At 72.6% G+C, this 19,344-nt stretch carries 16 protein-coding genes, 2 rRNA genes and 1 pseudogene; 6 read left to right on the forward strand and 13 right to left on the reverse strand.

Going from position 1 to position 19,344, the window contains the following annotated elements; genetic code table 11:
• The first annotated feature begins 145 nt into the window (after positions 1-145).
• Positions 146-1,789, forward strand: a complete 1,644-nt coding sequence (locus ACWDVB_RS14310) for a PucR family transcriptional regulator (RefSeq protein WP_451517867.1) — start codon at positions 146-148, stop codon at positions 1,787-1,789.
• Positions 1,790-1,806: 17 nt separating this feature from the next.
• Here the strand turns inward: ACWDVB_RS14310 and ACWDVB_RS14315 are convergent, their stop codons facing one another.
• Both ACWDVB_RS14315 and recN read right to left on the reverse strand, forming a co-directional pair.
• Positions 1,807-2,955 carry a glycosyltransferase family 4 protein gene (locus tag ACWDVB_RS14315; RefSeq protein ID WP_451517866.1) on the reverse strand — a complete coding sequence of 383 codons (1,149 nt, stop codon included), beginning with the start codon at positions 2,953-2,955 and terminating at the stop codon, positions 1,807-1,809.
• Between the two features lie 229 nt (positions 2,956-3,184).
• A complete protein-coding gene (recN, locus tag ACWDVB_RS14320) occupies positions 3,185-4,912 on the reverse strand; it encodes a DNA repair protein RecN (RefSeq protein ID WP_451517910.1) in 1,728 nt (575 codons plus the stop codon).
• 258 nt (positions 4,913-5,170) lie between these two features.
• On the opposite strand from recN, the gene ACWDVB_RS14325 reads away from it, so the two are divergent.
• Positions 5,171-6,529 carry an FtsX-like permease family protein gene (locus ACWDVB_RS14325; RefSeq protein ID WP_451517865.1) on the forward strand — a complete coding sequence of 453 codons (1,359 nt, stop codon included), beginning with the start codon at positions 5,171-5,173 and terminating at the stop codon, positions 6,527-6,529.
• A 31-nt stretch (positions 6,530-6,560) separates the two neighbouring features.
• On the opposite strand, the gene ACWDVB_RS14330 is transcribed toward ACWDVB_RS14325, so the two are convergent.
• Genes ACWDVB_RS14330 through ACWDVB_RS14340 form a run of 3 tightly spaced genes read right to left on the reverse strand, consistent with a single transcriptional unit; the run spans position 6,561 to position 8,621 of the window.
• Complete coding sequence (locus ACWDVB_RS14330; protein ID WP_451517864.1) at positions 6,561-7,466, reverse strand: NAD kinase; 906 nt, start codon at positions 7,464-7,466, stop codon at positions 6,561-6,563.
• 11 nt (positions 7,467-7,477) lie between these two features.
• Positions 7,478-8,293, reverse strand: coding sequence for a TlyA family RNA methyltransferase (locus ACWDVB_RS14335; RefSeq protein WP_451517863.1), 816 nt, complete (start codon positions 8,291-8,293; stop codon positions 7,478-7,480).
• Between the two features lie 7 nt (positions 8,294-8,300).
• Positions 8,301-8,621 carry a hypothetical protein gene (locus ACWDVB_RS14340; protein WP_451517862.1) on the reverse strand — a complete coding sequence of 107 codons (321 nt, stop codon included), beginning with the start codon at positions 8,619-8,621 and terminating at the stop codon, positions 8,301-8,303.
• 42 nt (positions 8,622-8,663) lie between these two features.
• Here ACWDVB_RS14340 and ACWDVB_RS14345 point away from each other — a divergent pair, with 42 nt between their 5' ends.
• Positions 8,664-9,011: an alkyl sulfatase C-terminal domain-containing protein gene (locus ACWDVB_RS14345; RefSeq protein WP_451517861.1), complete on the forward strand. Its 348-nt coding sequence runs from the start codon at positions 8,664-8,666 to the stop codon at positions 9,009-9,011.
• 12 nt (positions 9,012-9,023) lie between these two features.
• On the opposite strand, the gene ACWDVB_RS14350 is transcribed toward ACWDVB_RS14345, so the two are convergent.
• The 3 genes from ACWDVB_RS14350 to ACWDVB_RS14360 form a co-directional block, all read right to left on the reverse strand.
• Positions 9,024-9,839 carry an ABC transporter ATP-binding protein gene (locus ACWDVB_RS14350; protein ID WP_451517860.1) on the reverse strand — a complete coding sequence of 272 codons (816 nt, stop codon included), beginning with the start codon at positions 9,837-9,839 and terminating at the stop codon, positions 9,024-9,026.
• A gap of 88 nt (positions 9,840-9,927) precedes the next feature.
• Entirely contained in the window at positions 9,928-10,956 is a 1,029-nt protein-coding gene (locus tag ACWDVB_RS14355; protein WP_451517859.1) for a FecCD family ABC transporter permease, read from the reverse strand.
• On the reverse strand, positions 10,953-11,996 hold the full coding sequence (locus ACWDVB_RS14360) for a FecCD family ABC transporter permease (protein ID WP_451517858.1): 1,044 nt from the start codon (positions 11,994-11,996) through the stop codon (positions 10,953-10,955). The genes ACWDVB_RS14355 and ACWDVB_RS14360 overlap by 4 nt, the downstream gene beginning before the upstream one ends.
• Positions 11,997-12,048: 52 nt before the next feature.
• Here ACWDVB_RS14360 and ACWDVB_RS14365 point away from each other — a divergent pair, with 52 nt between their 5' ends.
• Both ACWDVB_RS14365 and ACWDVB_RS14370 read left to right on the forward strand, forming a co-directional pair.
• Complete coding sequence (locus ACWDVB_RS14365) at positions 12,049-13,110, forward strand: ABC transporter substrate-binding protein (protein WP_451517857.1); 1,062 nt, start codon at positions 12,049-12,051, stop codon at positions 13,108-13,110.
• A complete protein-coding gene (locus ACWDVB_RS14370; RefSeq protein ID WP_451517856.1) occupies positions 13,107-13,940 on the forward strand; it encodes a siderophore-interacting protein in 834 nt (277 codons plus the stop codon). The genes ACWDVB_RS14365 and ACWDVB_RS14370 overlap by 4 nt, the downstream gene beginning before the upstream one ends.
• A gap of 320 nt (positions 13,941-14,260) precedes the next feature.
• Here ACWDVB_RS14370 and ACWDVB_RS14375 read toward each other — a convergent pair whose 3' ends face one another.
• Positions 14,261-15,337, reverse strand: coding sequence for an HAD hydrolase-like protein (locus ACWDVB_RS14375; RefSeq protein WP_451517855.1), 1,077 nt, complete (start codon positions 15,335-15,337; stop codon positions 14,261-14,263).
• A 72-nt stretch (positions 15,338-15,409) separates the two neighbouring features.
• Between ACWDVB_RS14375 and ACWDVB_RS14380 the strand changes: the two genes are divergently transcribed.
• On the forward strand, positions 15,410-16,693 hold the full coding sequence (locus ACWDVB_RS14380; RefSeq protein ID WP_451517854.1) for a DUF1015 domain-containing protein: 1,284 nt from the start codon (positions 15,410-15,412) through the stop codon (positions 16,691-16,693).
• 99 nt (positions 16,694-16,792) lie between these two features.
• On the opposite strand, the gene ACWDVB_RS14385 is transcribed toward ACWDVB_RS14380, so the two are convergent.
• The 4 genes and pseudogenes from ACWDVB_RS14385 to ACWDVB_RS14400 form a co-directional block, all read right to left on the reverse strand.
• Complete coding sequence (locus ACWDVB_RS14385) at positions 16,793-17,536, reverse strand: tetratricopeptide repeat protein (protein ID WP_451517909.1); 744 nt, start codon at positions 17,534-17,536, stop codon at positions 16,793-16,795.
• Between the two features lie 249 nt (positions 17,537-17,785).
• Positions 17,786-18,562 (reverse strand): annotated as a pseudogene (locus ACWDVB_RS14390) (hypothetical protein); the annotation flags it as partial.
• 374 nt (positions 18,563-18,936) lie between these two features.
• Positions 18,937-19,053: ribosomal RNA gene (gene rrf, locus ACWDVB_RS14395) — 5S ribosomal RNA — on the reverse strand.
• Between the two features lie 138 nt (positions 19,054-19,191).
• Positions 19,192-19,344 (reverse strand): 23S ribosomal RNA (locus ACWDVB_RS14400); the annotation flags it as partial.

The following is a 19,344-nucleotide window of genomic DNA, read 5'->3' on the forward strand; positions in this document are numbered from 1 at the left end:
GTGACGTGACGTACGCCACAAGCGACAGGGGGTCGTGCAATGTCCGCCCGGACGCGACGAGTTGTCGCCCCGCGCGGGCCTCGGGAGCGTCCCCGTGACCGGTCGGAGATGTTCCGGTGACGTGCGCCCCGGTAGCGTCCGCGCCATGGACAGTCAGGGCACTCAGGGCGGCATCACCGTGCAGCGCGCGCTGGAACTTCCGGGGCTGCGCGGCGGGCTTCCCGAGGTCGTCGCGGGCGCGGACCGGCTGCAGCGGACGGTGCGGTGGGTGCACGCGGGCGAGGTGCCCAACATCGCCTCGCTGCTCAAGGGCGGCGAGCTGCTGCTCACCACGGGGCTCGGGCTCGGGGCGCGCCCGGCCGAGCAGCGCGCGTTCGTGCGCAAGCTCGCCGAGCGGGGCATCGCGGCGCTGGTCGTGGAGCTGGGGCCGCGCTTCGCACGGCTTCCGGCGGCGATCGTGGAGACGGCGCGCGCGGCCGGCCTTCCGCTGGTGCAGCTGCACCGCGAGGTGCCGTTCGTGACGGTCACCGAAGAGGTGCACACGGAGATCGTCAACGGCCATTACGCGCTGCTCCAGCGGGCCGAGGAGGTGCACGGGCGGTGCACGGAGGCGCTGCTCGGTGGCGGCGGCATTCCGCAGGTCCTCGGCATCCTCGCGGAGTTCAGCGGCAACCCGGTCTTCCTGGAGACGGCGGACGGGCAGCTTCTCTACGCCGCCGGGGCGGGCACCGAGTGCGCGGACCCGCTCCAGGTGTGGGAGGGGCTGCGGGGCCGGACCCTCGACCGGGACGGGCCGCCCGCGGCCGCGGTCCTCGTCGACGTGCCGGGTGGCGGGCCCGGCACGGGCTCGGTGCGGGCCCGGCTGGTGCTGCTCGCGGTGGAGGCGGCGCCGCTGCCGGTGCACCGCATCGCGGCGGAGCGGGCGGCGAGCAGCCTCGCGGTGGTGCTGATGCAGGCCCGCCAGGAGGAGGAGCTGGCGGCGCGTGGCCGCGGCGACTTCCTCACCGATCTCGCGGAGGGGCGGATCACGGCCGACGACGCCCCGGTTCAGGCCCGCGTCCTCGGCTTCAAGCCGGGCCCGGCGGGCAGCCCGCTCCTGCCGGTGGTGATGCGGCTCGCGGACGGCCTGCCGACCGGGGGCGGCTGGGCGGTGCTCGCGCGGGCGGTCGCGGAGGAGCTGGCGTCCGTGGGCGTGCCGGTGCTGCTCGGCGTACGTCCCGTCGAGGGCCGCGTCCCTCTGCTCCTCGGCCTGCGGACGGAGTCCGAGAGGACCGCGGTGGCCGACCGGGTCGCGGCCGCGCTGCGGGCCGGTGTCGAGCGGGCCGGGATGCAGCGGCCCGGGGCGCAGCCGCCGGTCGTCGTGGTCGGCGTCGCGGGCGGCTGGGCGGCGGCGTCGGCGGGGCTGCGGCACGCGGCGGAGACGGCGACGGCCGCGCAGGGCCTGACCGACCGCCCCTGGTACGACGCGCGGCGCCTCGACATCGATCTGCTGCTGTGGCGGCTGCACCGCCACGACGAGGACGGCGTTCTGGCGGCGTTCGTGGACCGCGCGATCGGCCCGCTGCGCGCCCACGACCAGCGCTCGAAGCCGCCGCTCCTGCCCACGCTCCAGACGTTCCTGGCGCATGCGGGCCGCAAGGCGGAGACGGCGCGCGAGCTGCATCTGAACCGGCAGACGCTGTACAACCGCCTCGCCCGCATCAGCGAGTTGCTCGGCACGGACCTCGACGACCCGCAGACGGTCCTGGCGCTGAGCCTGGCGCTGCGGGCGCGCAGACATGTGACGTAGAAGCCACCCGCCGGGCTCTAGCTGTACGGCACCGGCTGCGTCAACTCGTCGTAGACACTGAGGACTTGGGTGACCGTCTCGTCCTCGCTCGGCCACGTGGCGGCCTGGGCCGTGCCCCTGTCCTTCAGTTCCGCCCTGCGGGCCGGGTCGGCGAGCAGGCGTACGACGGCGGTGGCGAGGGCCTGGGCGTCCTGGTGGGGGACGAGTTCGGCGCCGTCGCCGACCAGTTCGGGGACGCCGTCGACCGCGGCGGCGACGAGCGGTACGCGCGCGTGCAGGGCCTCCTGGGCGAGGACGGAGCGCGACTCCGGGCTGCTGGGCAGCACCGCGATATCGGCGGCCGCGAGGAGTTCGGGGACGTCGTCGCGCCGCCCGACCAGGCGGACCGGGAGCTGCTCGGCCTCGATGCGGCGCTGCATGGCGGTCCGCTCCGGGCCCTCCCCCGCGACGACGAGGAGCGGCAGCGGGTCCAGGTGCCGCCACGCGCGCGTGGCGTCCAGGAGGACGTCGTAACCGCGGCCCCGCTCCAGGGCGCCGACGGCCAGGACCAACGGCCGGTCCACGGCGCCCACTTCGGCACGGGCCTTGTGCAGGAGGCGGTCCGGTTCCTCCTCGAAGGCTTCGTGGAGGCCGGCGCGGTGGGGCGCGGGCAGCGCGACCGCGGCGAGGCGGGCGTCCCTGGCGCCTCTTCTGCGGGCCCGTTCGACGAGGTCGGACGAGGTGCCGAGGACCACGGCGGCGGCCTTGGCGACGCGCCGCTCCAGCAGCCGCAGGACGCGGGCGCGGGCCCCGTCGGCGGAGGCGTGGTTGTGCCAGGTGACGACGAGCGGCGTGTGGCGTCCGGTCAGCGCCAGGACGGCGCGGAAGGCGGCGTGCAGTCCGTGGGCGTGCACGAGGTCGGCGCCGGCGCAGGCCGCGCGGAGGGCAGCCACGGAGACGGGGTCACCGCTGCGGGGCACGTGGACGTGGTGGGCGCCGGTACCGGTGAAGTCGTAGGCACGGGCGGCCTCGTCGGGGGCGCACACGGTGACCCGTACGCCCCGGGCGGCGAGCCCCGCGGCCAGCGACCTCACGTGCGCGCAGCTGCCCGCGCTGGCGCCGCCGAGGACTTGAACGGTGTGCAGCGGCGTCTGTCCGTGCGGCACATGGCTGCTCACGTGGCTCACGCGGCCGGGGCTCCTGGGTCTGCGTCGGGCGGTGCGGTGCTCTGGCGGTTCCGCCAAGAATGCCAGCCTGCGTGGCCGTCCCGGCACTGCTGAAAGGTAACTGCCGTGTCCGGACGGCCAACTCCTCGGACGCAATCACCCACACGGGTGAGAGTGACGGACCCGGTGAGGGCCCCGGTGAAGGCCCCGCGAGGGGCCCGTCAGGGGCGGGGTCTCACCGGACGGGGCTTCAGCCGTCCGCCCTGGCGGTAGCGAGAAGCTCCTCAGCGTGGGCCCGCGCGGTCTCCGAGTCCTCCTGACCCGCCAGCATCCGTGAGAGCTCCCGTACGCGTTCCTCGCCCTCCAGGACCTGGACCCCGGAGCGCGTCACCATGCCGTCGTTCGTCTTCTCGACGAGCAGCTGGCGGTCGGCGAAGGCCGCGACCTGGGGAAGGTGGGTGACGACCACGACCTGTGCCGACTTGGCGAGGCGCGCGAGGCGGCGGCCGATCTCCACCGCCGCCTTGCCGCCGACGCCCGCGTCGACCTCGTCGAAGAGGTACGTCGGAACCGGGTCCGTGCCCGCGAAGACCACCTCGACGGCGAGCATCACGCGCGACAGCTCACCGCCCGACGCGCCCTTGGCGATGGGCCGGGGCGGCGCGCCCGGATGCGGGGCGAGGAGGAGTTCCACCTCGTCGACGCCCGCGGGACCGTACGCGACCGTGCGCCCGCCGACCACCACGCCGTCGGCCCCCTCGGGAACCTCCGTGCTGCTGATGGCGATCGACACGCGCGCGTGGGGCATCGCCAGCGAGGCGAGCTCTTCGGTGACGGCCGCCGCGAACCGCGAGGCGGCCTCCTGTCGCGCGTCGGTCAACGTCTGCGCGAGCCCCGCCAGCTCGGCCCGCAGCGCGTCCCGCTCGGCGGTCAGCCCGTCCAGCCGGTCGTCGTCGCCCTCCAGCTCGGTCAGGCGCGCGGCCCCCTCCTCGGCCCAGGCGAGCACGGCGTCGATGTCGGCGCCGTACTTCCGGGTGAGCTGGGTCAGCGCGGCCCGCCGCTCCTCGACCGCGGCGAGCCGCAGCGGATCGGCGTCGAGGTCGTCGGCGTACCCGGCGAGCTCGCCCGCCACGTCGCTCAGCAGGATCCCGATCTCCCCGAGGCGCTCCGCGAGCGCGGAGAGGGCGGGGTCGTGGGAGCGTACGGCCTCCAGGGCCCTGGAGGCGCCCGCGACGAGCGTCGAGGCGTCGACGCCCTCCGGGTCCTCGGGGTTGCCCGCGAGGGCGGCGTGCGCGGACGTGGCGGCGGAGGCGAGGGCCTCCGCGTGGCCGAGCCTCTCTGCCTCGGCGGCGAGTTCGGTGTCCTCGCCCTCGCGCGGTTCGACGCCCCCGATCTCGTCGAGTCCAAAGCGCAGCAGGTCCGCTTCCTGGGCACGCTCCCGCGCGCGCGTGGTGATCTCGTCGACCTCGGCGGTGACGGCCCGCAGCCTGCGGTACGCGGCCGTGTACTTGGCGAGCGGCACGGCGACCGCGTCGCCCGCGTACCGGTCGAGGGCGCCGCGCTGCCGGGCGGGCTTGAGCAGTCCCTGCTGGTCGGTCTGGCCGTGCACGGCGACCAGGTCATCGGCGAGTTCGGAGAGCAGACCCACCGGGACGGAGCGTCCGCCGAGGTGCGCCCGGGAGCGCCCCTCCGCCGAGACGGTGCGGCTGATCAGCAGCGCCCCGTCGTCCAGCTCGGCCCCGGCCTCCTGCGCGCGCACGGCCGCAGGGCCGTCGGCGGACACGGCGATGCGCCCCTCCACCACCGCCGACTTCGCACCGATCCGCACCAGGGCGGGGTCCGCGCGCCCGCCGAGCAGCAGCCCAAGGCTCGTGACCACCATCGTCTTGCCCGCACCGGTCTCACCCGTCACGGCGGTGAACCCTGGTGACAGCTCGACGACCGCGTCGTCGATGACTCCGAGCGACCGTATCCGCATCTCCTCCAACACGGACAAGACCTTACGAGGTCATGGGCCCGGTGTGCGACGGGCCCCGCTCTCCCGCCGCGAAGGCGCAGGTGGCGGCGGCGCACCGGCGCCCGCTGTCACTCGCGTGAGTGGGCCCGTGGAGGACTGCGCCGTCCGGGGTGGCCCGGCGCCCATGGAGGCCCGCCGCCCGGGGTGGGGTTATCCCCCGCAAGACCCACCGGCCCGCCACATGGCCCCCGCCCCACACCCGGCCCGACCATGATCCACATGGCAACAGGACTGGCACAGGCGGCGCTGCGCGCGCATCGCCCGGCATTCGTGGGCACCGCGGTGGCCGCGCTCTTCGCGGCGACCGTGGTGAGCGCGTCGACGATGATGCTCGGCACGACGAGCACCGAAAGCACCGCGGGGCTCTCCGCACCGGCACGGCGGCAGATCACGGAGAACGGCGTCGGCGACATGGCGCTCGTCCTGCTGATCGGCTCCATCTACATGTCGATTTTCGTGGTCGTATCGACCATGGGCACCGCCGTCGCGCAGCAGCATCGCGAGCTCGCGATGGTCCGCTCCATCGGCGCCAAGCCCCGCCAGGTCCGCCGCGCCGTGGCCGTCCAGGCCCTCGCCGCGTCCGTCCCCGCCTCCCTCGCCGGGTTCCTCCTCGGCGGTCTCGGCGCCCGCTGGTGGCACGCGGGCATGGTCTCCCACGGGCTGCTCCCCGCCGAGGCCGACTTCCGCTTCAGCTGGGTCGCGCTGCCGGTGTGCGTCGGCGTGGCCGTGGTGACGACGACGCTCGCCGCGCTCCTCTCCGCGCTCCGCTTCTCCCTGCTGCGCCCGGCCCGCGCGCTCTCCGAGGCGGCGACCGGGCGGCGCGGGCTCGGCCTGCTGCGGGCGCCGCTCGGCGTGATCGCGGTCGCGGGGGCGTGCGTGGTCTCGGTGCTCATGGCGGAGCAGCCCGCGGCCGAGGCGAGCGAGGGGGCCTTCCTGGTGCTCATCCTGTTCTGCGTCGGCGCGGGGCTGCTCGGTCCGCGCATCATCGGCCCCGCGGCCTGGCTGGTGTCGGCGCTGGTCGGCCGGTTCGGCCCGAGCGCCCGCCTGGCGATGCTCAACGTCCGTTCGCAGCCCCGCCGGTTCTCCGCCGCGGTCGTCCCCCTCGTACTCGTCGTGGGCTTCGGCCTCACCAAGATCGGCATGCATACGACGGCCCAGCACCACACCGGCTCGGCGGGCAGCGCCGGCGAGGTCTGGCTCGACTACGTGGGCACGGGGCTCTACGCGGGCTTCGCCGCGATCGCCGCGGCGAACACCCTCGCAATGATCTCCTTCGAGCGCCGGCGTGATGTCGCGCTGCTCCGGGTCGTGGGCAGCCAGCGCGCCCAGGTGCGGGCCATGGCGGCCTGGGAGGCCGTGGTGGTCGCCGGGACCGCGCTGCTCCTCGGCGGCGCGATCGCCCTTGGCACGCTGGCCCCGATCCTCAGTACGGCGTTCGGCTCGGCCCTGCCCTACCTGCCGTGGGCCGTGCCGGCCGGCGTCGCGACGGGCACGCTGCTGCTGACCCTGCTGGCCACCGGGATCCCGGTGCGCGCCGTCATGCGCCGACAGGCGATCTCGGTGGTCAGCGGGACGTGACTCCTCGGTGCGGTACGGCGGTGCCGTACGGCTAGTGCGGCGCCCCGCGCCAACCCGACACCGGCAGCGCGAACTTGGCGACGAGCCGGTCCGTGAACGACGCGTGGTGCAGCCGCGCGAGCCGCACCGGCACCTCACCCCGGCGCACCTCCACCCGCGCCCCCGACGGCAGCTCGACGGTCCGCCGCCCGTCGCACCACAGCACCCCGTTCGGCGTGTGCGGCTGGACCTCGACGGCGAGCACCGAGTCCGGCGAGGTCACCAGCGGCTTGGCGAACAGGGCGTGGGCGCTGATCGGCACCATGAGCAGCGCCTCCACCTCGGGCCACACCACGGGCCCGCCCGCCGAGAACGCGTACGCCGTCGAACCGGTGGGCGTCGCGCAGACAATGCCGTCGCAGCCGAAGCCGGTGACCGGACGCCCGTCGATCTCCAGGACGACTTCGAGCATCCGCTCGGGGGACACCTTCTGGACGGCGGCCTCGTTCAGCGCCCAGTCGCGGTGCACGATGTCGCCGTTGCGGTGCACGACGACGTCGATCGTCATGCGCTCCTCGACCTCGTACGCCTTGGTGACGACCCGGTCGACGACCTTGTCGAGGTCGTCACGCTCGGCCTCCGCGAGGAAGCCCACGCGCCCGAGGTTGACGCCGAGCATCGGCACCCCGGAGGCCCGCGCGAAGTCCGCGCCCCGCAGCAGCGTCCCGTCGCCGCCGAGCACCACGATCAGCTCGCAGTCGACGATGCAGTCGGCCGTCGCCTCCTGGACCGTCTCGACCTCGGAGGGCAGCGGCAGGTCCGCGGCCTCCGCCTTGAGAACCCGTACGCCGATGCCATGGCGCAGCAGCCCCTGGACGACGAGTTCGGCGCTGCGAATGGCCGCGGGCCGTCCGGTGTGCGCGAGCAGGAAGACGGTACGAGCTCTGGTCTGGGTCACTCGGGTCTGGGTCAACGGGGCCCCTCCGCCACGGCACGGTCAACGTCCGCCGGGTCCAGCTCATCGGCCCCGGCGCGCAGCCACAGAAAGTACTCGACATTCCCGGAGGGCCCCGGCAGCGGGCTCGCGGTCACCCCGCGCACCCCGAGGCCGAGCCCCCAAGCCTGACGCGCCACGCCACGTACGGCGTCGGCCCGCAGTTCGGCGCCGCGCACCACACCGCCGCTGCCGAGCCGCTCCTTGCCGACCTCGAACTGCGGCTTGACCATGAGCACCAGGTCCGCGTCGGGCGCCGCGCACCGCACGAGGGCGGGCAGCACCAGACCGAGCGGGATGAAGGAGAGGTCGCCGACGACGATGTCGACGGGCACGCCGTCGATCGCTTCGAGCGTCAACTCACGTACGTTCGTCCGGTCCTTCACGGTGACCCGGTCGTCGCTCTGCAGCGACCAGGCGAGCTGGCCGTAACCGACGTCCACGGCGACGACGTGTGCGGCACCGGCCCTCAGCAGCACGTCCGTGAAGCCGCCGGTGGACGCGCCCGCGTCCAGCGCGCGCCGCCCCTCGACGACCAGCCCCTCCGGCGTGAAGGCGGCGAGCGCGCCCGCGAGCTTGTGCCCGCCGCGCGAGACGTAGTCGGGGTCGCTGTCGTCCCGCGAGACGACGATCGCGGCGGCCGTCTCCACCTGCGTCGCGGCCTTGGTCGCGACGGTCTTGCCGACCGCGACCCGGCCGGCGGCGATCAGCTGGCTCGCGTGCTCGCGCGAACGCGCGAGCTTCCGGCGGACGAGCTCGGCGTCGAGGCGGCGTCGTGCCACTCCTGCCACGTTCGGTTCAGCTCCTGTCATACGAGGATGAGGGCGCCCCTGCGGGTGCCGGCGGGCCGGGGTGCGCGTCGAGCGCGGTCAGCGCGGAACGCAGGCCCTGGTGTACATCCTCGTACACCTCGATATGGCCGTCCGTGGCGAGGTGGTCGGCGTCGCCGAGCCGGGCGAGGCGCGCGTCCACGTCGGCGTTGCCGGTGGGCGTGCGCTCGACGCCCAGGGGGGCGGGGACCGCGGGGTCGTACGACGCTTCGTACGACGGTTCGTCCGGAACCTCAGGCTCCGGCTGCACCGCCCCTCCCTGCTCAAGGCCCGCGTAAGAGTCGCTCATGGCACGACGCTACCCCGAAGCGCTGCGGTACCGTCGATCACGATGGCGACCATGGCGGAGTGCCGCACGGCACTCGACAGACTCTCGGACAATCTCGCGTCCGCCGACGGCGGCGTGCGGGGCGCCGCTGCCCTGAACCGCTCGCTGAGCTGCCGGATCACCGACCTCGACGCCACCTTCGCCGGCCGGCTCGAAAACGGCCGGATCACGGTGCTCGACAGCCATCCGGGCCCGCCCCGCGAAAAGGCCGAGATCCGCCTTTCGATGAGCGGCGACGACCTGGTCGCGATGGTGGACGGCGAGCTGAACTTCGCGAAGGCGTGGGCCTCCGGCCGGATCAGGCTGGAAGCGGGCTTCCGCGACCTGCTGAAGCTCAGGTCGCTGCTTTAGCCGACCACAGCTCTAGCCGGCGGCCGCTTCGGCCATCGCCCTGCGCCCGGCGCGGCCCGCGGGGATCACCAGCGGCGTCCCGCTCTCCGGGTCGTCGATGATCTGGCACCGGATCCCGAAGGTCCGCTCCACCAGCTCCGCCGTGACGATGTCGGACGGCGCGCCCTCGGCGATCACCGCGCCGTCGCGCAGGGCGATGAGGTGCGTGGCGTAGCGCGCGGCGTGGTTCAGGTCGTGCAGGACGGCGACGAGGGTGCGGCCCTGCTCCTCGTGGAGTTCGGCGCACAGGTCCAGGACGTCGAGCTGGTGCTGGATGTCGAGGAACGTCGTCGGCTCGTCGAGGAGCAGCAGCGGGGTCTGCTGGGCGAGCGCCATGGCGATCCACACGCGCTGGCGCTGGCCGCCGGAGAGCTCGTCGACGTAGCGCTCGGCGAGGTCGCGTACGCCCGTGGACGCCATCGACTCCTCGACGATCCGCTCGTCCTCCTGCGACCACTGCCGCAGCAGCCCCTGGTGGGGGTAGCGGCCGCGGGCGACCAGGTCGCCGACCGTGATGCCGTCGGGCGCGATGGACGACTGCGGCAGCAGGCCGAGCGTCTTGGCGACCTTCTTCGCGGGCATCGACTGGATGACGTCCCCGTCGAGCAGCACGCGGCCCGCGGACGGCTTGAGCATCCGGGACAGGGCGCGCAGGAGCGTGGACTTACCGCAGGCGTTGGGGCCCACGATCACGGTGAAGGAGTTGTCGGGGATCTCGACGGACAGCTTCTCCGCGATGACGCGCTGGTCGTAGCCGAGGGTGACGTCGTCGGCGATGAGCCGGTTCACAGCAGCACGCTCCTGCTCTTGGTCGGGGGGTGGTACGCAGCCGGGGGGCGGTACGCAGCCGTGGGTGGTGCGGGTTCGTGGCGGGGCCTCATATCCGTCCCGCCTTGCGCTGGGTGACGAGCAGCCACAGCAGATAGACGCCGCCGAGCACGCCGGTGACGACACCGACGGGCAGCTGGTCCGCGCCGAAGGCCCGCTGCGAGCCGAAGTCCGCGACGATCAGGAGGGTGGCGCCCATGAACATGGCGGGCATCAGATTGGGACCCGGCGAGCGCGTGAGGCGGCGCGCAAGCTGCGGCGCGGTGAGCGCCACGAAGCTGACAGGACCGGCGGCGGCGGTGGCGGCCGCGGTGAGCAGCACGGAGGCGGTGAGCAGGACGAAGCGGGTGCGTTCGACGCGTACGCCGAGCGCGTTGGCGACGTCGTCGCCCATCTCCAGCATCCGCAGGGGACGCCCGTACACGAGTACGAGTGGTACGAGGACGGCGCAGAGCACCAGCAGCGGCCAGACCTGGTCCCAGTCACGGCCGTTGAGGGAGCCGGTCATCCAGACCACGGAGCGGGCGGCGTCGACGAAGTCGGCCTTGGTGAGCAGATAGCCGTTGATGGCCGTGATGAAGGCGGAGACGCCGATGCCGACGAGGACGAGCCGGTAGCCGTGCACGCCGCGCTTCCAGGCGAGCAGATAGATGGCGACGCCGGTGACGAGTCCGCCGACGAGCGCGCCGCCCGCGACCTCGACCGCGCTGCCCTGGAAGAGGACGATCATGATGAGCGCCCCTGCGGTCGACCCCTGTCCGAGGCCGAGCACGTCCGGGCTGCCCAGCGGATTGCGGGCGATGGACTGGAAGAGCGCGCCGCCGAGCCCGAGGGCCGCGCCCACCAGGAGCCCGACGAGGACCCGCGGCAGACGCAGGTCGTTGATGATGAACTCCTGCCCGGCGTCGCCGTCGCCGAGCAGCGTACGGATGACGTCGGCGGCCGGGATCTCGAAGTCGCCGGTGCCGATCAGGACGACGCTCGCGGCGAGCGCGGCGACGATGAGCAGGGCGCAGACCACGGTCGTACGGATGTCGAGCCGGACGGAGAAGCCGCCCCGGGCGCGTATCGCCTTCACAGCTGGGCCACCTTCCGCCGCCGTACGAGAAAGATGAAGACGGGCGCGCCGATGACCGCGGTCACGATGCCCACTTGGAGCTCCGAGGGGCGCGCCACGATGCGCCCGACGACGTCCGCGCCGAGCAGCAGGACCGGCGAGAGGACGGCCGCGTACGGCAGGATCCAGCGCATGTCGGGTCCGGTGAAGGAGCGCACGATGTGCGGCACCATCAGGCCGACGAAGACGATCGGCCCGCAGGCGGCGGTCGCGGCCCCGCAGAGCAGGGTCGCCGCCGCCATCGACAGCGCGCGGGTGCGCGTGAGATGGGCGCCGAGCGCGCGGGCGGTGTCGTCACCCATGGCCATGGCGTTCAGCGGCCGGGCGAGGCCGAGCGCGAGCACGGTGCCGACCGCGAGGAAGGGCAGGACCTGCTGGATGGTGTCCATGCTGGCGGAGGCCAGCGAACCGACCGTCCAGAACCGCATCTTGTTGAGCGCGGCACCGTCCATGATCATGACGGCCTGCAGATAGCCGTAGAGCGCCGCGCTGATCGCGGTGCCCGCGAGCGCGAGCCGCACCGGTGTCGCGCCGCGCGCGCCGCCCAGGATGTAGAGCAGGACGCCGACGATCGCCGCCCCCAGGAAGGCGAACCACACATAGCCGCTCAGCGAGGTGACGCCGAAGAAGCTGATCGCGCTGACGACCGCCGACGAGGCGCCCAGGTTGATGCCGAGCAGGCCGGGGTCGGCCAGCGGGTTGCGGGTGAGCGCCTGCAGGACGGCCCCGGAGAGGCCGAGCGCGACACCGGCGAGCAGCCCGAGCAGGCTGCGCGAGAGCCGCTCTCCGACGACGACGTCGCCGTACGTCCCCGTGTCGTGGAACAGCCCGTGCCAGACCTCGTCCATGGGCATCGATTTGGCGCCGACCGCGATGCTCGCCAGGAAGACGAGGAGGAGGACGGCCACCGAGACGAGCAGCCCGAAGCTGCGTATCGCGCGGCGTTTGGGTGGCGCGGGAGCGGTCTCCGCGCGGGGTTCTGGGGGACTGTCGACCAACACCAGGTTAGGTTAGCCTACCCTCGCACTCGACTTCGACGAGAGAAGCGCCACCATGTCCGCACCGCGCCGCCCCCTTTCACCTGCCCCGAACTCGCCCGGCCTGAACCGCCGCGGCGCACTCTTCACGGGCGGCGTCCTCGGCCTCGGGGCGCTGCTCGCAGCGTGCGGTGACGAAGGCACCACGTCCACATCCGCTTCCGGCAAGGACAGCGGAGAGGGCAAGCCCTGGAGCTTCAAGGACGACCGCGGCAAGACCGTCACGACGAAGGAGCACCCGAAGACCATCGTCGCCTTCGTCAGCACGGCGGCCGCCCTGCACGACTACGGCATCGAGTGCAAAGGCATCTTCGGCCCTTCCAAGCCGGTGAACGGCAAGCCGAGCCCGCAGTCGGGCGACCTCGACCTCGCCAAGCTGACCAGCCTCGGCAACGAGTGGGGCCAGTTCAACATAGAGAAGTACGCGGCTCTCCGACCGGACGTGCTCATCAGCAACATGTTCCCGCCGCCGAACCTCTGGTTCGTCCCCGAGGAGAGCGGCAAGAAGATCGCCTCGCTGGCCCCCACCGTCGGCATCAACGGCGCGCGCGTCTCCCTCAAGGAGCCCCTCAAGCGCTACACCGAACTGGCCGCCTCCCTCGGCGCGGACCTGGAGTCGGAGAAGGTGCGGGCGGCCAAGGCCCGCTTCCAGAAGGCCGAACGGACCCTGCGCAAGGCCGCGGAGGCCAACCGCGGCCTGAAGGTCATGGCGGTGACCGGCGACGCCGACCAGATGTACGTCGCCGTCCCCGACGCCTACTGCGACCTCCACTACTTCAAGGACCTCGGCGTCGAGTTCGTCGAGGGCAAGAAGAGCGACGAGTGGGGCTTCTGGGAGTTCCTCAGCTGGGAGAACGCCGACAAGTACCACGCCGACCTCATCATGCTCGACAACCGTACGACCGCGCTGCCCGCCAACGAGCTGGCGAAGAAGCCCACTTGGGCCCAGCTCCCCGCCGTCAAGGCCGACCAGACCGTCCCCTGGTCGATGGAGGAGCGCTACAGCTACGCCGGATACGCCCCCGTCATTGAGCGGCTCGCCGCCGCCGTCGAGAAGTCGAAGAGGCTCAAGCGATGACCGACTCCCCCTACCAGTTCTTCGACGTCCACGTCCTGCGTGCCGAACACCTCACGCCCGCGATGATCCGCGTGGCGCTCGGCGGCCCCGACCTGGCGCGGATGGCCTCGGGCGGCCGGGACCAGCGCATCAAGATCTTCCTGCCGCACCCCGGGCAGGACGCCCCGGTCATGCCGGACACCGACACCGGCGACGCGGCCGACTGGTACGCCGCGTGGTGCGCCCTCGACCCTTCGGTGCGGGGCATCATGCGCACGTACACGACCCGTGAGCTGCGTCGCGGCCCGGACGAACTCATCGTCGACTTCGCCGTCCACGGCGCGGCTCCCTCGCCGACCGACGGTCCGGCCACCAGCTGGGCACGGACCGCGCGGCCCGGCGCCCGCATCGGCGTGCTCGCCCCGGTCGAGGAGGAGAACGCCGCGTACGACTTCCGGCCTCCGCAGGACACCGACTGGCTGCTCCTGACCGCCGACGAGTCGGCGCTCCCGGCCGTCGCGAGCATCCTCGAAACGCTGCCGCCCGCCCTGCCGACGCGCGTCTGGATCGAGGTCCACGACCTCGACGACCGCCAGCACCTGCCCACCAAGGCCGACGCCGAGATCCACTGGCTCACCAGAGAGGGCACCACCACGGACGCGATCCGCGGAGCGAACCTCCCCACGGGCACCCCCTACGCCTGGATCGCCGGCGAGTCCGCGACCGTCAAGGCGGTCCGCCGCCACCTGGTCACCGACCGCGGCTACGACCGCAAGCGAGTGTCGTTCTCCGGCTACTGGCGCAAGGACACGACCACAGACGAACTGATCGACCGCGGCGAAAACCCCTGAGCGGGACCTGACCGGGCCCTGGGGCCTGCCTCCCTACGCCCCGAACCGGGGCGGACCGCCTTACACCCCGACCGGGGACGACGACTGCCCTTCACCCCGACCGGGGACGACGACTGCCCTTCACCCCGACCGGGGGCAGCGCCCTTCACCCCGACCGGGAGCGGCGCCCTTCACCCCGACCGGGAGCGGCGCCCTTCACCCCGACCGGGAGCAGCGCCCTTCACCCCAACCGGGGGCAGCGCCTTTCACCCCGACCGGGAGCGGCGCCCTTCACCCCGACCCGGGACGACCGCCCCGCACCCGAGCCAGGGACGGCCGCCCTACACCCCGAGCCGCGACAACGCCTTGCCCCCGTCCAACCCGCACGCGCCGTCCCCGGCCTCCGTCCAGGCCGCCGCGCACAGGGCCCGCAGGCCGTCCATGGCCTCGCCCTCGCCGTCCAGCGTCAGTTCGCCGTCCCGCACCGAGGCCGTCCACCCGCCGCAGGCGAAGCCGCCCTCGACCGGGGCGACCTCCGGCTGTCCGGTGAGCATGCCGCGCAGATCCGCGTCCACGTACGTCGGCCGGTGCTCGGGCCGCGCGGCCAGCAGCTGCGCGCCGTCCGTGACGCCCGTCAGCACGAGCAGCGAGTCCACATCCCCGTGGAACGCCCCCTCGATGTCCGTGTCCAGCCGGTCGCCCACGACCAGCGGCCGCTCCGCCCCCGTCCGCAGAATCGTCTCCCGGTGCATCGGGGGCAGCGGCTTGCCCGCCACCTGCGGCTCGGCGCCCGTAGCGATGCGTACTACCTCGACGGCCGCGCCGTTGCCGGGCGCGATGCCCCGCGCGCTCGGAATCGTCAGATCGGTGTTCGACGCGAACCACGGCACACCGCGCGCGATCGCGTAAGAGGCCTCGGCGAAGCGCCCCCACGCCAGATCCGGCCCCCCGTACCCCTGCACGACCGCCACCGGATCGTCGTCCGCCGACTCGACCGGCTCCAGCCCCCGCTCCCGCAGGGCGACCCGCAGCCCCTCACCGCCGATCACCAACACCCGCGCGCCCGCGGGCACTTGCTCGCTCACCAGCCGGGCGACCGCCTGCGCCGAGGTGATGACGTCCGAGGACGCGGACGCGATCCCGAGCTCCGTCAGATGCTCCGCCACCGCGTCCGGCGTCCGCAGCGCGTTGTTCGTCACGTACGCGAGATGCATCCCGCCCTCGCGCGCGGTCCCGAGCGACTCGACGGCGTGCACGATGGCGTGACCGCCCGCGTACACCACCCCGTCCAGATCGAGCAGCGCCGTGTCATAGGCCTCGCTCAGCGCCCGGCTGCTGCCCTCGGGCCGCGTCCTGACGCTCCCGCCCGCGCTTCCACCCGCGCCCCCGCCCACGCTCCGGCCTGCGGTCTGGCTCATTACACATCGCTCCTCGCTCGATCCCACTCCCCCGATCATCGCTCATGCCACTGACACACATACGATGCCCCAATGAACACAGCGGGTCACACGGACGCAGCCGGCCTCGACCTGATCCCGTTCCGGGGCGTGCGCTACGTCCCCGAACAGATCGGCAGTCTGGCCGCGGTGACCTCACCCCCGTACGACGTGGTCGTACGCCCCGACGGCCTGCTCCACCTGGAATCCGCCGACCCGCACAACATCGTCCGGCTGATCCTCCCGCAGGCCACCACCCCGGCCGCCCGCAACCAGCAGGCCGCCGACACCCTGCACACCTGGCTCCGCGAAGGCATCCTCGCCCCCGACACCGAGCCGAGCCTGTACGTCTACGAACAGCAGGACAGCGAGATCCTCCAGCGAGGCCTCATCGGCGCACTGCGCCTCTCCGAGGCCGGGGAGGGCATCGTCCTGCCCCACGAGGGCGTCATGCCGCACGTCGTCGAGGACCGCGCGGCCCTGATGCGCGCGACCGCCGCCAACCTCGAACCGCTCCTGCTGACCTACCGCAGCGACAGCGAGGACGAAGCCTCCGGCGCGACGGCCGTCATCGAACGCACGGCCAAGCGCGAACCGCTCCTCTCGACGACCACCGAGGACGGCTTCCACCACCGCCTGTGGTCCGTCACGGACCCGGCGGAAATCGCAGAGATCCAGTCAGATCTGGCCGCCCGCCAGGCACTCATCGCGGACGGACACCACCGCTGGGCCACGAATCTGCGGCTGCGCGCCGAACACCCCTCACCCAGCCCGTGGGACCACGGCCTGGTCCTCCTCGTGGACACCGCCCGCTACCCGCTGCGCGTCCGCGCCATCCACCGCTACCTCCACCGGCTCCCGGTCCCCGACGCTCTCGCCGCCCTCGGGGAGTCCTTCCGCGTACGCACCGTCGAGGGCCCCCTCGACCACGCGCTCGACGCCCTGGCCGAGGCCGCGTCCAAGAGCAACGCCTTCGTCCTCGCGGGTGACGGCGCCTTCCACCTCGTCGACCACCCGTCGCCCGACCTCCTCGCCCGTACGATCCCCGGCGACCACCCCGAGGCCTGGCGCACCCTGGACGCGACGGTCCTGCACTCCACCCTGCTCGACCACGTCTGGCAGATCCCGGACGCCCCCGAGCACATCGCGTACATCCACGACACCGCGGCGACGGTCGAGAAAGCCGAGCGCGACGGCGGCACGGCCGTCCTGATGCACCCGGTACGCGAAGAAGTCGTACGCGACCTCGCCCGCCAGGGCGTCACAATGCCCCGCAAGTCGACCTCGTTCGGCCCGAAGCCGGCGACGGGCCTGGTCCTGCGCGCGCTCGCCTTCTGAACCAAACCAGTCCTCAACCACTTCTGAGCAGCTTCTGGGCATACGAAAACGGGCGGGCCCCACATGGGGGTCCCGCCCGTTTCAGTTAACGACCTCGACTCAGTCCTCGTCGTCCACCGACGGGTCCTGAGCCGTAACCGTAGGAGCCTCGTCGGCGTCGTCGTCACCGAGGGCGTCGACGAACTCGACCCCCTCCAGCTCGGCGAGGCGGTCCGACGCGTCGGTGCTGCCGTCCTTGTCGGACTCGACGACCTTCGCGAACCACTCCCGCGCCTCGTCCTCGCGGCCGGCCGCGAGCAGCGCGTCGGCGTACGCGTAGCGCAGGCGCGCGGTCCAGGGCTGCGCGGAGTTCGAGGCCAGCTCGGGGCTCTGCAGGGTGACGATGGCGGCGTCGATCTGGTCCATGTCCCGGCGGGCCCCGGCGGCGACGAGCCGCATCTCGACCTGCCCCGCCTTGTCGAGCTTCTGCACCTCGGGCGCACCGGCCATGTCCAGCGCCTTCTCGGGCCTGCCGAGCCCACGCTCGCAGTCCGCCATGACGGGCCACAGCTCGACGCTGCCGGTCATCCGCCGTGCGGCACGGAACTCGGCGAGCGCCTCGCTGTACTTCTGGTTCGCGTACGCCGCGAAGCCTGCCGCCTCGCGCACGGCGGCGACCCGGGAGGCAAGACGCAGGGCGATCTTGGAGTAGGCGTAGGCCTGCTCGGGGTCCTCGTCGATGAGGTTGGCGACCATCACCAGGTTCTTGGCGACGTCCTCCGCAAGCCCCTTGGGGAGGCTCTGCAGCTCCTGCTGTACGTCCTTGTCGATCTCGTGGCCCGTGACGTCTTCCGGGATCGGCAGCCGCCTGATGGGCTCGCGGTCACGGTCCCGGTCGTCACGCCCGCCGCGGTACCCACCGCGGTCATCGTCACGCCGGTCGTCACGCCCACGGAAGCCGCCCGGGCGTCCGCCGCCCCGGTTGTCGTCACGCCGCGGCCCACTGTCACGGTCGTCACGCCCGCGGTAGCCACCACCACGGCTGTCACCACCACGGTTGTCACCACCACGGTTGTCGTCACGACGGAAGCCACCGCGGTCGCCGCTGTCGCGACGGTCGTCGCGACGGAACCCACCACGATCGCCGCGGTCGCCGTCCCGACGGTCGTCCCTACGGTCGTCACGGTGGAAGGCGGGCCGGTCACCGTCGCGGCGGTCATCACGGCGGGGCGTACTCGGCCGGTCGTCACGGCGGGGCCCACTGCTGGGCCGGTCGTCCCGCCGGAACGGGGGACGCCCACCACTGTCACGGTCGTCACGCCCGCGGTAGCCACCACCACGGCTGTCACCACCACGGCTGTCGCCACCACGGTTGTCGTCACGACGGAATCCACCACGGTCGCCACTGTCGCGGCGGTCGTCACGGCGGGGCCCGCTGCTGGGCCGGTCATCCCGACGGAAGGCGGGTCGGTCACCCTCGCGACGGAATCCACCACGGTCGCCACTGTCGCGACGGTCATCACGGCGGGGCCCACTGCTGGGCCGGTCATCCCGACGGAACGGAGGACGCCCACCACTGTCACGGTCGTCACGCCCGCGGTAGCCACCACCACGGCTGTCACCACCACGGCTGTCGCCACCACGGTTGTCGTCACGACGGAATCCACCACGGTCGCCACTGTCGCGACGGTCGTCACGGCGGGGCCCACCGCTGGGCCGGTCATCCCGACGGAACGGAGGACGCCCACCACTGTCACGGTCGTCACGCCCGCGGTAGCCACCACCACGGCTGTCACCACCACGGTTGTCCCCGCCACGGTTGTCGTCACGACGGAAACCACCACGGTCACCGCTGTCACGACGGTCATCACGGCGGGGCCCGCTGCTGGGCCGGTCGTCACGCCGGAAGGCGGGCCGGTCACCCTCGCGACGGAAACCGCCACGGTCGCTGTCACTCCGGTCGTCACGGCGAGGCCCGGTGGGCCGGTCGTCACGGCGGGGCCCGGTGGGCCGATCATCGCGACGGAAGCCACCGCGGTCGTTGTCCCGCCGTGGAGCCCCGCGGTATCCGCCCCGGTCGCCACCGTCCCGGCCGCGCTGGTCGCGCCCCGGTCGCTCGTCGGGAGAGTTGGTGGACATCGGTGACTCCTAGTCTTCGGTACCGCAGTCATTCTCGCGCAGCCGGGGTGCCGGCGCGCTTCGACAAAAACAAAAGGACCCCTGGTCCCAGCGTGGACGCTGGGACCAGGGGTCCTCCAAAGATTGTTCGGCGGCGTCCTACTCTCCCACAGGGTCCCCCCTGCAGTACCATCGGCGCTTTGAGGCTTAGCTTCCGGGTTCGGAATGTAACCGGGCGTTTCCCTCACGCTATGACCACCGAAACCCTATGAAATATCCCGCTGTAGAGCAGGATCTCAAACAGGGCAGCGAACAAGCACACTTTTCAATTAAATAGTGACGCTGTTCAGCCGACACAACTGTTCGTTGTTTCAGAACAAACACAGTGGACGCGAGCAACTGAGGACAAGCCCTCGGCCTATTAGTACCAGTCACCTCCACCCGTTACCGGGCTTCCAAATCTGGCCTATCAACCCAGTCGTCTACTGGGAGCCTTAACCCCTCAAAGGGGGTGGGAATACTCATCTCGAAGCAGGCTTCCCGCTTAGATGCTT

It is taken from the genome of Streptomyces sp. NPDC003379 (assembly GCF_053589195.1).

What these genes read in the sequence shown, in the direction of transcription:
- ACWDVB_RS14310 (WP_451517867.1), top strand. Translation starts at nt 146, where the DNA reads ATGGACAGTCAGGGCACTCAGGGCGGCATCACCGTGCAGCGCGCGCTG.
- recN (WP_451517910.1), bottom strand. Translation starts at nt 4,912, where the DNA reads ATGCGGATACGGTCGCTCGGAGTCATCGACGACGCGGTCGTCGAGCTG.
- ACWDVB_RS14325 (WP_451517865.1), top strand. Translation starts at nt 5,171, where the DNA reads ATGGCAACAGGACTGGCACAGGCGGCGCTGCGCGCGCATCGCCCGGCA.
- ACWDVB_RS14340 (WP_451517862.1), bottom strand. Translation starts at nt 8,621, where the DNA reads ATGAGCGACTCTTACGCGGGCCTTGAGCAGGGAGGGGCGGTGCAGCCG.
- ACWDVB_RS14345 (WP_451517861.1), top strand. Translation starts at nt 8,664, where the DNA reads ATGGCGACCATGGCGGAGTGCCGCACGGCACTCGACAGACTCTCGGAC.
- ACWDVB_RS14365 (WP_451517857.1), top strand. Translation starts at nt 12,049, where the DNA reads ATGTCCGCACCGCGCCGCCCCCTTTCACCTGCCCCGAACTCGCCCGGC.
- ACWDVB_RS14370 (WP_451517856.1), top strand. Translation starts at nt 13,107, where the DNA reads ATGACCGACTCCCCCTACCAGTTCTTCGACGTCCACGTCCTGCGTGCC.
- ACWDVB_RS14375 (WP_451517855.1), bottom strand. Translation starts at nt 15,337, where the DNA reads ATGAGCCAGACCGCAGGCCGGAGCGTGGGCGGGGGCGCGGGTGGAAGC.
- ACWDVB_RS14380 (WP_451517854.1), top strand. Translation starts at nt 15,410, where the DNA reads ATGAACACAGCGGGTCACACGGACGCAGCCGGCCTCGACCTGATCCCG.